This window comes from Ensifer oleiphilus (assembly GCF_013371465.1).
GTDB lineage: Bacteria > Pseudomonadota > Alphaproteobacteria > Rhizobiales > Rhizobiaceae > Ensifer > Ensifer oleiphilus.
Genome location: NZ_JABWDU010000003.1, coordinates 687,235 through 699,261 on the forward strand (window position 1 = coordinate 687,235; position 12,027 = coordinate 699,261).

Genomic DNA, 12,027 nt, shown 5'->3' on the forward strand with positions numbered 1-12,027 from the left:
CATGCTGCGCTGGGGAATTCTTGGAACGAGCTTCATTTCCGACACCATGGCCGAGGCTATCGACGCAAGCGATGGTTCACGCATCGAGGCGGTGGCCGGGCGCGATGCGCAGCGTTGTTCCGATTTTGCCGCCCGGCACGGTATTGCCAAGCACTATTCCGGCTACGACGCCCTGCTCGACGACCCTGCCATCGATGTCGTCTATGTCGGCCTGCCGAACAACATGCACCATGAGGCGGTGATCCGCGCCGCGCAAAAGGGCAAGGCAGTTTTGTCGGAGAAGTCGCTGACCACGACGATGGCCGAAGCCGATGCTCTGGCACAGGTGGTGCGCGACACAGGCATCTTCTTTCTCGAAGGCCTGATGTATCTTTGCCATCCACTGATGGCCAAGGCCGGCAAAATCCTGCGCTCCGGTCGGCTCGGCTCGATCCGCTCGGTTTCGGGCCTCTACGCCGCCGACATCTGGAAATTCGTCAACCCGATGGGTAAGGGCACGATCTTCAATCTCGGCTGCTACCCGGCCTCGCTGCTGCATTACGTGATCCAGACGACCTGCGGACCGGATGCCTTTTCAAGACGGGTGACCAGCGCTTTCGGCAACGTCTCGCCGCATGACGGCAATATCTGCGATGCAAGCCTGTCGGTCCGTTTCGACAATGGTGTTCTCGCCACGCTGCAATCGACCGACAGCTTCGGCATGTCTTTCGCTTTCTCCATTCACGGAGAGCGCGGCAGCCTGCGGTTTCTCACCAACCCCTGGCTGCCGGCGGCGGGTGAAAACCGGATGGAGCTTTGCGAATACGGTCTTCCGCCCGAAGAGATCGTCGTGCCTTCCGATCACGACGCCTTCGGCCATCAGGTGCGGCTGGTCGAGAACTGCTTGAAGGCGGGGGTGAAGGAAGCGTCGCGCCCGGCGCCACGCCTATCCGATTCGCTGGAGATCATGTCGCTGCTGTCGACCTGGGATGAGCAGGCACGAGTGTCAGGCGGCGGAAACGACCCGCAGCGCTCCTCCTGATCATGGTGGAGGCGCACAGCCTGCCGATTCTCAGTAGCCCCGGCCAGGTACCGGGCGACGCCACCAAAAATGAATGCGGGGCCACCTTGCGGACCGTTCCAACCGTCATGGTTTGTGCGTAACAATTGCGAACCGCGCGAGGGGCGCGCGGTTCTATTGGGGGACTTGATGAAAAGATTGTTGCTCACTGCGGCGCTGTTTCTCGGCGCGGCCGCGGCCGGGAACGCCCAGACGGTCAACGCCGGCAAATACACCGTCGAAGGCACCAACCTGGACGGATCCAGCTATTCCGGGACTGCGGAAATCACGCTTGCCAGCGAAACCACCTGCGTCATCGAATGGGACACGGCCGGGGTGAAATCCACCGGTGTCTGCATGCTGAACGGGGATGCCTTTGCCGCAGCCTATGTGCTCGGTGATGCCCTCGGCCTCATCGTCTACAAGGTCAACGGCGACGGCTCGCTGGACGGCACCTGGACGATCACCGGCAAGGATGGAGCCGGTACGGAAACTCTGACAGAAGCGAAGTAGCCTTCACGGCAGGATGGCCGTGTGGGAAACGAGCGAGGACGAAATCCTCGCCGCTCAAGCAAAACGCCTGCGACGGTAATTTGCCCGACGCAGGCGTCTTTAGCGAGAAGCTAGGAGAGCTCCACCTTCGCGGTTTTCTCCCGGTACGCCTCCTTCGGATCGCTACCCAAAAGCAGCTTGATGCCAGCGAACAGGCTGGTTTCATTGAGCCAGATTTCGGCTTCGCTCGGCTCGAAACGCAAAAGGGCGAGTTCGGGGTCGTCCTTGCCGCCCTCATACCAGGCGGCGACATACTGGTTCCACAGCCGGTCGATCACGGCGCGGTCATTGTCGAGGCGAAGCGTGCCGTGAGCGGTCGCAAACAGCTCATGATCCTTCGAAGCGAAGGCGAACATGGCCGGCGTGTCCGTGCGCACATTCTGGGCGACGGCGGCACTGCGAACGGTGAAGAACCAGATCGGACCTTGCTCGCCCTCGACCTGCGCGGTCATTGGGCGTGTGTGCCCATGCTCTGTTTCAGGCAGACCAAGCATCACGGTCATGTCCGATTTCAACGTTTTCCAGAATTTGCGTTTGAGCTCTTCGGGGCTTGCCACTGTCCTGTCTCCTTGACGGTTCATCGCGCCGGAACGGCTCATCTTGCAGGATGACCTCCGGGGCAGGCGTGAAACGAAAAACAGGGGCCGACCGATCGGCCGGCCACCTGCAGTACTCATCCCGTGCGGCTAGCGGTTTGCGTAGCGTGTCCGCTGTTCTTCGACCTCAGTCGGGCTATAGGGATCAAGCGTCTCGTCGAACCTGCTCCAGCCTTCCTCGCGGTAAGCCGAACGGCGGTCTTCCAGATCGACCCAGTTGGAGCGCTTGAGGATAGCCTCTGCCTGCGCAACGTCACCATCTGCAACGCGCGCCGTCACCAGGGTGCCGCCACGGCGAACGCCCTCGGCGTAAACGTGGGCGTCTTCTTCCGGCACGCCGGAATCCGTCAATGCGCCGACGATACCGCCAACTGCGCCACCGGCGACCGCGCCGGCAGCCATGCCCGCGGCTGTTGCCGCCAGCCAACCGGCCGCGACAACCGGACCGACGCCTGGGATCGCCATCAGCCCGAGGCCGGTCAGAAGACCGCCTGCGCCGCCCACGGCCGCACCGATGCCTGCACCGGCACCAGCGCCTTCTGCGGCACCTTCGGCGTCATCGCTCTTGTACCGGCCTTCAGCATTGCTTGCGACCATGCTGACATCACCATCCGGGATACCCGAGGCTTTCAGCGCACGCACGGCTTCCGAAGCCTGGTCATAGGTGTCGAACAGTCCTGAAACAGTTTTCATATCGATTTTCCTTGAATGAGTTTGCTAATCTTTCCGCCAACCTCAGTTGGCGACGATGTTGCCCTGGTAGTCGAGTGCGACGTTCACGGGCTTCCCGTCCTTGGTGGCAGCCGCCTGCCAGATACCCTTGTCGTCCAGCTTCAATCCGCTGACGGCGGTGTAGCCGCCTTCCTGAAGCCGCGCGCGCGCCTGCTCTTCGGTGAAGCTATTGGCGCCGGCAACGGGCGCAGTCGGATTTGTGGTATCGGGCGTCGCTACAGCGGGGGTTTCGGCCTCGGGCGAAGGCGTCGGTGTTTGGGCGTAAGCACTCAAGGTGCCTACCACCAGAAAGGCCGTCGCGGCGATCATTCTTTTCATCGTTGTCTCCTTGGTCCGTCATTGATCGATGCTGGGACAACGCGAGTGATTGGCGATGGTTCCTGTTCAATCTCAGAAGAAATTGAAAATTACCCAATCAACTGAATACGTTACAGACGCGCATAACCGTTTCCTACGGGCGTGACAAAGCCCGCCGGTCTCACGACAGCGCCAACCCAAACGCCTGTCGCGCACGAAGGTTCAGATGATAACGGCTACGATGTTTCTTCGCCTCACCAAGCAACTGCCGTTGTTCAATTTCGACAACGCCCTAGTTCCCGTCCGAGTTTTGATCGGATCAGCATCGGCGACATGAATGGCGAGCAATCAGAAAAGTGACTGGATCAGGAAAGCGGATGTCGACCAGACGCGGGCGAGTTTTCCTGAGCTGTTCTTCGACCTCGTCTTCGTCTTCGCGCTCATTCAGCTCGCCCACAAACTCGCGTCCGATTTCAGTGCAACGGCCATCATCGAGGCGGTTCTGCTGATCCTGGCCGTGTGGTGGGTTTGGATCCACACGACCTGGGTGACCAACCTGCTCGATACCGAGAAGGAGCCTGTCCGTCTGCTGCTGTTCGGCCTGATGTTTGGGGGCGTCCTGTTGGCGATCGCGCTACCCGAGGCGTTCGGCGATCAAGGATTGGTGTTTGCGGCAATCTATAGCGGCATGCAGATCTGCCGGTCGGTTTTCACGCTGTATGCTTTTCGCGACGCGGATCAGCCATCGTTCCTGACATTTCTGCGCATTACCTTGTGGATGCTGCTCTCCAGCGCCCTCTGGCTTTTGGGCGGACTGATGGAGCTCGAAGGGCGCCTGGTCCTCTGGACGATGGCCCTGCTGGTAGAATACGCCTCCCCGGCGCTCAGGTATTACGTGCCGTTTCTCGGCAGATCGCCTGATGAAACCCTGGATGTGTCCGGCGCTCACATGGCGGAGCGCTGCGCGCTGTTCGTCATCATCTGCCTGGGCGAGACCATCCTGACGACCGGCCGCAATGCAACAGAGCATATGACCGATGACATGACCTTCGCGGTGTTTTGCAGCGCGTTCCTCAGTACCGGCTTCATGTGGTGGATCTATTTCCACCACGGCCAGGAAAAGGCCGCATCGAAGGCAGAGGCGACATCGAGGCCAGAAACCGTGGCACTCAATCTCTTCACCTATGGCCACCTGCCTGTAGTCGCCGGGATCATCCTGACTGCAGTCGGAGAGGATTTCAGCCTGTCGCATGCCCAGGAACCCAGCTCGCTGAAGCACGCCGTTGCCATGCTCGGAGGCCCGGCACTCTTCCTAGGGGGAAACATCTGGATCAAGGCCGTCGCCACGCGACAGTTCCCAGTCTCTCACATCGCCGGGCTCGTGCTTCTGGCGGTCGCAATCCTCATCGTGCCCGTTGCCCCCAACTACATCGTTCAGGCGGTGGCGACCTCGGTGCTGTTCATCGTCGCCCTGTGGGAATACCTGGCATTGCGCCGTGTTTCGGCGTCGACAGCCTGAGGACATCGAGGCGGAACTTAATCGGCGTCCGCGCATTCCCGAATGCGCAGATCTGGCACGAATGCGCGGACCTGGAGGAACACTTGCACACATTGACCCGCAAACGGGACCTTCGGAAGGCAGAGCCTCTGTGGGCCCATACGCCGCGCCATACGGTGCGCACGCAAAAACGGATCCCCGCTCACGATGTGGACGTGCTGATCGTCGGCGCCGGGATCAGCGGCGCGCTGATGGCCAACGCCCTCATCGGCCACAAGCTGCGTGTGCTGATGGTCGACCGTCGAAAACCGATCAGCGGCAGCAGCATGGCCAGCACCGCGATGATCCAGCACGAAATCGACGTGCCGCTACACCAATTGAACCGGGTGCTTGGCGCGGCCGACGCCGCGCGCATCTGGCAACGCTCGGCAAAAGCCGTCGAACACCTCGCATCACTTGTCGACGCCTTGCAGATCCCCTGCCAGTTCGAGCGGAAGAATACGCTTTTCCTCTCGGGCGAAAGCTATGGAGCACGCGCACTTCAGGCGGAAGTGAAAGCGCGGGAGGAGGCAAAGCTCGAAGCGACGCTTCTGCCTCAGACAGAGCTGCGCGCCAGGTTCGCCATCGACCGCACGGCGGCCATCGAAACCCGGATCTCGGCATCGGCCAACCCGGCCCAGTTGACGTCAGGCTTTCTCCGGCACGCCCAGGCCAATGACATCCCCATCGTCGAAAACGTCGAGATCACCGACATCCGGGAGATCGAGGGCCGAAATGCGGTTGCAACGTCCGATGGCCAGATCATCACCGCGACCCACGTGGTCTTTTGCACCGGCTACGAGTTTCTGGAGACTGTGGCACACAAGAACCATGACATCGTCTCGACCTGGGCACTGGCGACCAAGCCTCGTCATCCACGCCCGGAGTGGCTCGACGAATATCTCGTCTGGGAAGGTGCCGACCCCTATCTCTACTTCCGCTCGACCAAAGACGGGCGCATCATTGTCGGCGGCGAGGACGAGAAGAGCGATGACGCGTTCCGGGACCCGGCAAAGCTAAAGGCAAAGTCCGACATCCTACGGCAGAAGCTTTCCGACCTCCTCGGAATAAAGATCGGCGAACCCGACTATCGATGGGCCGCCGCCTTCGGCGTGACTGCGCAGGGTCTGCCGATGATCGGGCGCGTTCCGGGCATGCGGAATACCTTCGCGACCATGGGTTACGGCGGCAATGGCATTACCTTCAGCCAGATCGCCGCCGAGATCGTCGCATCGAGCATCTTGGGACATGCCGACCCGGACGCTTCACTGTTTCCATTCGTCTAACGGCGGGCCTGCGGACGAGCGCAGCGTTTACGGGAGCGTCATTCGTGGTAGCTTCTGACAAATCCGAGGGGGAATAGACTTGGGCAAGGCAATCGATCAGATCCGCGATCTCGGTGTGCCCTCGATGCAAGGCGTGCGCCCGGCCATGCCGACGTCGCTGACCCTCGTCGTCGCCGCTGTCATTCTCTATCTGGCCCGCGACGTCTTTCTGCCGATTGCGGTCGCGCTCCTGCTGACCTTCGCGCTTGCCCCCGTCGTCGCCGCCCTGCGCCGCATCGGCCTGCCCCGAGCGTTTGCGGTGATCTCGACTGCGTTGATCACCTTTACAATAATCGGCATTTTCAGCCTCGTGGTCGCCTTGCAGGTCGCAGAACTGGCGAAAAACCTGCCCGCCTATCAGTCCAACATCGTCACCAAGGTGAAGGAGTTGAAGGAGGCCGGCGCCGAAAACGGCATCATCGATCGCATTGGCAATGTCATCGAACGCATCAACCGCGAAATAGACCGACCGACGACGGAGACGCCAACCGGCGTCGAAGCTCCGAAGAGAGATCCCCTGCTGGTAGAAATCTATTCGCGCGACAATCCGATCCAGGTCCTGACCAACATCATCGCACCGCTCGTCGGACCGGTGGCGATGGCCGGTCTGGTCGTTGTCGTCGTGATCTTCATGCTGCTGGAGCGGGAGGATCTGAGAGACAGGTTCATACGGCTCGCCGGATTCGGCGACCTGCATCGAACCACCGAGGGCCTGCAGGACGCCGGCACGCGCGTCGGTCACTACCTGCTGATGCAATTGATCGTGAACACCGCCTATGGCCTGCCGGTCGCCGTCGGCCTCTGGTTCATCGGCATACCCAATGCTGTGCTCTGGGGTCTGCTGGCGATCGTCCTGCGCTTCGTTCCCTATATTGGGCCTATCATTGCCATGGTGCTGCCGTTGTTCCTGTCGGTCGCGGTCGACAGCGGTTGGTCGATGCTGCTGTGGACGGCCGGGCTGTTCGTGGCGATGGAGTTGGTGATCAACAATGTGGTCGAGCCGATGCTCTACGGCTCCAAGACCGGGCTCTCGCCGCTGGCGATCATCGTGTCAGCGATCTTCTGGGCCTGGATCTGGGGGCCTGTCGGCCTGATCCTGTCAACGCCGCTGACGGTCTGCCTTGTGGTGCTCGGCAAGTATGTACCGCAGTTCGAGTTTCTGCAGGTGCTCTTCGGCAGCGATCCGGTGCTGGCGCCGCACGCACGCCTCTACCAGCGGCTTTTGGCCGGCGATCCCGATGAAGCGACCGATCAGGCCGAAGAGATCCTCGAGGACGAGTATCTCGTCGACTACTACCGCGCAGTGGCGATCCCCGCTTTGGCGCTGGCGGAACAGGACCGCGCCCGCGGCGTCATGAGCGACGAGCAGCGATTGCGTGTGGCAGCGAGCGGCCTGGCGCTGGTGTCCAACCTCGAAGACATTGCGATCGAGGAAAGTCAGGACGACGAGCTCGAAAACGAGGATGAGAAGGGCGAAGCTGCAAGCCAGCCCATTCCGGACGGCGAAGGCATGACCATCCTTTGCGTCGGCGGGAGAGGCGAGATCGACGACGTCTCGGCCGCCATGCTCGCCCAGGTGCTGCGCGCTGAAGGGGCGTCCGCGACGACGCTGAATTTTCAGGAGATCGAACCGGCCAATATCCGCAAACTCCAGACCGATGCCGTCGATGCGATCATCGTCTGTTTTCTCAATCAGGATTCGATCAAGCACGCCCGCTTCGTCGTGCGCCGGCTCAAGCGTGTCAACACCCGGGCAAGGGTGGGTATCGTCATCTGGGACAGCTCAGCCGACGACGCGGCGGGCCAGCGCAAGCCCGATACGAGCAAGGAACAAGTTCCGGGTGCCGACTTCGTTGCATCGGACATGACTTCGGCCGCGATCGAGGCGCTGACGAAACGACCATCGCTTCCACTTGCCCCGCCAGGCAGGACCAAGGCACGGCGACGGCTGGTGCCGCAGCACGCACAATGACGTGCAGCGTCACCAGGGCATGGCTAACCGATCGCAGTTTGTCTCGGGCGGCAGGGTGCTTCTACTGCTTCACCACATCAGCCGGAAACCGTACCGTAAGTCACTGCTTACCTACTGATCACGCCGCTCGTCGGGAACAGAGCCATAGCTCGCGCGTTGATTGACGCGACCAAGCTGACAATTCCGTCGGCCCACCAAGGAGGATTTCCCAATGTACGGCAAGTATTTATGTGCAGCAGCCATGGTTTTCGGTCTGACGACGCCTGCGTTTTCGCAGGCCGACATCGTTTGCGACACTGCGTCATTGACGAAGCTGGAAACGGACGCCAGTTCAATCTCGGACGGCGCAAAGAAGATCGAAGCCACCAAGGAAATCAGCATGGCCAAGGAGGCCATGGCTGCGAACGACATGGAAAAATGCAAGTCCCATATGGGCAACGCGGTCAAGGGCATGGACGCGATGTAACGCGGTCGGTTTCGGCCACGCCATAGCCACCCGTCGACCTCGCTTCGCAGCAGATGGACGGACAAAACAAAAGCGCCCGCTCGTTGCCGAGCAGGCGCTTCACGAATTGGTCAATGGTCTCAGGCGCGATTAGCGGCCGTAGGCAGTCCGTGCGATCGCCGGAATGTCCGAGCGGTCGATGCCGAGGTCGCGCAATTCGCGCGTGGACATGCGGCCCAGTTCGGAGACCGTCTGCCGGTACTTGAGCCAGTTGTTGAAAGAGCGTGCTACGTTCATGATGATCCCCTTTCCTTGGGCTTTCGAAGCCTAGCTGCCAGTCCTTGGCGCTTCGTTCGCTTCGATGAGGGGAATATAGTCGACGGCCCTCGCGAGCAGTAGCGCCAAGACTTCAGCCCACCCCTGCAAGCCGCGCATGGATCGATGTTTCCAAGGGGACTGCAGCATGCAAGATCAGGAGCGTGCCGCTCCGGTCTCGCGCCCGCTGGCGCTGTCTACCGCCAGTTTCAAGCTTCGCTCGGTGTAGGGCTTTACCAACAGCACAGCGGACGGATCAGCGCCCGGTGGCATCGACGTTTCGCCCGTGGCAAAGACAATTCCAATGCCGGGACGAATCTCGCGCACCGCCACGGCCAGATCGCCGCCCGGCATATCCGGCAGGCCGATATCGGTCAGCAGGATGTCGATGCTGGTCGTTTCTGCCGCCGAGATCGCCTGCGCCGCGTTCCCCGCCTCGATCACATCGTGGCCGAGGTCACGCAGCACCTCGGCCGTATTCATGCGAATGAGAAAATCATCCTCGACGAGAAGCAGCTTCAGCGGCAGGCGTTCCTCTTGAGGCGCAGGCGCATTCGTGGCCGCACCGCGCTCGCGCTGCGTCGCCTGACGGCTGTTGGCCAGCAGGTGGCGAATGCGCCGGTCCAGCGCCTCACGGGTATAGGGCTTCGACAAAAGCTCGACGCCATGGTCAAGCTTTCCGCCGTGCACGATCGAATTCTCGGTATAGCCCGAGGTAAACAACACCACGAGATTTGGAAGGCGCGCCTTGGCGAGCTTTGCCATTTCCGGACTTTTCAGTGTTCCCGGCATCACCACATCGGTAAAGAGAACATCGATGGCGACACCGCTTTCCACCACCGACAATCCGCTCTGCGCGTCGCGCGCCGTCAGCACGCGGTAGCCAAGGTCGCTCAGCGTCTCGACGACGGTGTTGCGGACACCGTCGTCATCCTCGACCACCAGCACGGTTTCCGTTCCGCCAACGGCAGGGCCGGCGGTGTGGGCGACCGTTTCGCGCGCCTCCTCGGCAATCTCCCTCGGCAGGTACAGCTTGACCGTCGTACCGTGGCCCTTTTCGCTGTAGATCTTCACGTGGCCGTTGGACTGCTTGGCAAAGCCATAGACCATGGAGAGCCCGAGACCGGTCCCCTTGCCTTCCGGCTTGGTGGAGAAGAACGGTTCGAAGACCTGCTCGAGGATCTCGGGCGACATGCCGGACCCTGTATCCGATACCGCCAGAATGACATATTGACCGGCGCTGACATCGGCGTGTGTTGCCGCATAGTGGTCATCAAGGAAGGCATTGCCGACTTCGATGGTCAGCTTGCCGGCACCATCCATGGCGTCGCGCGCATTGATCGCCAGGTTGAGCAATGCGTTTTCCACCTGGGTCGGATCTGCAAGCGTATTCCAGAGCCCACCGGCAACGACCACCTCGATATCGACGCCCTCACCGATCGAACGACGCAGCAGATCGTCCATGCCTTTGACGAAGCGGCCGACATTGATGACCTTGGGTTCCAGTGCCTGTCGCCGGCCGAAAGCCAGCAACTGGCTCGCGAGTTTCGCGCCGCGAGCGACACCTGCCAGGGCATTGTCGACTCGGCTCGCCGCCCGCTCGTTGCCTGAGACGTCCCTCGAAAGAAGCTGAAGATTTCCGGCAACCACCTGCAGCAGGTTGTTGAAGTCGTGCGCCACCCCGCCCGTCAGCTTGCCGATGGTCTCCATCTTCTGCGATTGCTGCAAAGCCTTTTGCGATAGAAGCAGCTGCTCACTGCGCTCCGCGATCCGCTCTTCGAGCGTCGCGTTCAGATCCGCCAGCGCCGCCTCGTTCTTCTTTGCGTGGTCGATGTCGGTGTTGGTGCCCACCCAGCGCCACACCTCGCCGCCATCTCCCTTGACCGGAACGGCCCTGACCAGGTGCCAGCGATAACGACCGTCGGCCCGGCGAATGCGAAACTCGGTCTGATAGACCTCATTTGCCCCCAGTGCCGCCGACCAGGTTGCCGCCGCCGTCTCCAGATCGTCCGGGTGCACGATCGAGGCCCAACCGTTGCCCGCGAGCTCCCCGGCGCTCTTGCCGCTGAACGCAAGCACGCGGTCGTTGAACCAGTCGAGCTGGCCATCCGGCCTCGCCGTCCAGACATGATTGAGCATCGATTGCGACAGTGTCCTGAACTCCGCCTCGCTTGCCTTCAGCGCCAGTTCTGTGCGTCGTCTGTCGGTGACGTCGCTGAAGAGAACGGCAACATGTTCTGATCCGACCCCGTCGATCGGAAAGGCCTGAACCTGATACCACCGGCCAAGCGCCTCGGCTGAGTTCTCGAAGCTGACCGGCTCACCGGTGCGGGCCACTTTGCCGTAGATATCGAACCAGTACTGTTCATGATCGGCGGCGATATCGCGACGGACGCGCTTGCCGACGGCCGAGGTGATGCCCGTGTGTTTCTCGAACGCGGAATTGACCTCAAGGAATTCGTAGTCGACCGGCACCCCATCCGCATCCCAGATCATCTTGATGACACAGAAGCCGTCGGGAAGCATTTCGAACAGCGATCGATAGCGCTGGCGGTTCGCCTGGGCATCGCTCTCGGCCACTCTGCGGGCGGTGATGTCGAACAGGACGCCGGGGAAACGCGCCGGCCGGTGTCCCTTTGCCTGCACAAGGCGACCCCGCGCAAGCACATGGGACAGCGATCCATCCGGCCGAAGGATGCGGTATTCACTGTTGAATGCGGGACCGCCGGCAATCGCCGCCTCGATCTCCCGGGTCACCCGAGCGCGATCGTCCGGATGGATGCCGGCGGCAAAGTGCGCAAGCGGCAAACCTTCTCTGGCGCTCTCGGGATTTACGCCAAACGCCTGTGCGAAGCGCGTGTCGGCAACCACACGGTCGGCGTCAATGTCCCAGTCCCAGGCGCCGATGACATCGGCGTTGCCAAAGGTCAGCTCAAGCTGTTCCTCCAGCAGTTGCCGGCCGTTGCCCCTCAGCGCCCATACCGAGCCGCCATCCGGAGACGGTACTTTTTCCGCATCGAGATCCTGGGGGCCCGTCGAACCGATGAAAAAACCCCGTTCATCGAAGATTGCCGACAGCGGTTGTCCGACCACGTCATCGCGGGACCACCCGAGCAGGCGTTCGGCCCCATCGCTCCAGCCGGAAATGACATTTTCCGAACTGACGAAAACAAGCGGCGGCGTGAGCGTGGTGTCCATGGTTCATTTCGTAGCGCCG

11 protein-coding genes are annotated in these 12,027 nt (G+C 61.4%); 6 read left to right on the forward strand and 5 right to left on the reverse strand.

Features of this window, described 5'->3' with window-relative positions:
• Nucleotide 1 precedes the first annotated feature (1 nt).
• A complete protein-coding gene (locus HT585_RS15705) occupies nucleotides 2–1,021 on the forward strand; it encodes a Gfo/Idh/MocA family protein (protein WP_176353803.1) in 1,020 nt (339 codons plus the stop codon).
• 168 nt (nucleotides 1,022–1,189) lie between these two features.
• Entirely contained in the window at nucleotides 1,190–1,552 is a 363-nt protein-coding gene (locus HT585_RS15710) for a hypothetical protein (protein ID WP_176353804.1), read from the forward strand.
• A gap of 110 nt (nucleotides 1,553–1,662) precedes the next feature.
• Here the strand turns inward: HT585_RS15710 and HT585_RS15715 are convergent, their stop codons facing one another.
• The 3 genes from HT585_RS15715 to HT585_RS15725 form a co-directional block, all read right to left on the reverse strand.
• Entirely contained in the window at nucleotides 1,663–2,148 is a 486-nt protein-coding gene (locus tag HT585_RS15715; protein ID WP_176353805.1) for a pyridoxamine 5'-phosphate oxidase family protein, read from the reverse strand.
• Nucleotides 2,149–2,277: 129 nt separating this feature from the next.
• A complete protein-coding gene (locus HT585_RS15720) occupies nucleotides 2,278–2,880 on the reverse strand; it encodes a hypothetical protein (protein ID WP_176353806.1) in 603 nt (200 codons plus the stop codon).
• Between the two features lie 42 nt (nucleotides 2,881–2,922).
• Entirely contained in the window at nucleotides 2,923–3,237 is a 315-nt protein-coding gene (locus tag HT585_RS15725; protein ID WP_176353807.1) for a PepSY domain-containing protein, read from the reverse strand.
• A gap of 316 nt (nucleotides 3,238–3,553) precedes the next feature.
• Here HT585_RS15725 and HT585_RS15730 point away from each other — a divergent pair, with 316 nt between their 5' ends.
• The 4 genes from HT585_RS15730 to HT585_RS15745 all read left to right on the forward strand — a co-directional run bounded on the left by HT585_RS15730 (nucleotide 3,554) and on the right by HT585_RS15745 (nucleotide 8,516).
• On the forward strand, nucleotides 3,554–4,735 hold the full coding sequence (locus HT585_RS15730) for a low temperature requirement protein A (RefSeq protein ID WP_176353808.1): 1,182 nt from the start codon (nucleotides 3,554–3,556) through the stop codon (nucleotides 4,733–4,735).
• 83 nt (nucleotides 4,736–4,818) lie between these two features.
• Nucleotides 4,819–6,039: an NAD(P)/FAD-dependent oxidoreductase gene (locus HT585_RS15735; RefSeq protein WP_176353809.1), complete on the forward strand. Its 1,221-nt coding sequence runs from the start codon at nucleotides 4,819–4,821 to the stop codon at nucleotides 6,037–6,039.
• 79 nt (nucleotides 6,040–6,118) lie between these two features.
• Entirely contained in the window at nucleotides 6,119–8,050 is a 1,932-nt protein-coding gene (locus tag HT585_RS15740; RefSeq protein WP_425513748.1) for an AI-2E family transporter, read from the forward strand.
• A 211-nt stretch (nucleotides 8,051–8,261) separates the two neighbouring features.
• Nucleotides 8,262–8,516, forward strand: coding sequence for a hypothetical protein (locus HT585_RS15745; protein WP_176353810.1), 255 nt, complete (start codon nucleotides 8,262–8,264; stop codon nucleotides 8,514–8,516).
• A gap of 129 nt (nucleotides 8,517–8,645) precedes the next feature.
• Here the strand turns inward: HT585_RS15745 and HT585_RS15750 are convergent, their stop codons facing one another.
• Complete coding sequence (locus HT585_RS15750) at nucleotides 8,646–8,792, reverse strand: DUF1127 domain-containing protein (RefSeq protein WP_077501099.1); 147 nt, start codon at nucleotides 8,790–8,792, stop codon at nucleotides 8,646–8,648.
• A 174-nt stretch (nucleotides 8,793–8,966) separates the two neighbouring features.
• The gene (locus HT585_RS15755; RefSeq protein WP_176353811.1) at nucleotides 8,967–12,008 is read right to left on the reverse strand and encodes a PAS domain-containing protein; all 3,042 of its coding nucleotides are present in this window, start codon (nucleotides 12,006–12,008) and stop codon (nucleotides 8,967–8,969) included.
• Nucleotides 12,009–12,027 lie beyond the last annotated feature (19 nt).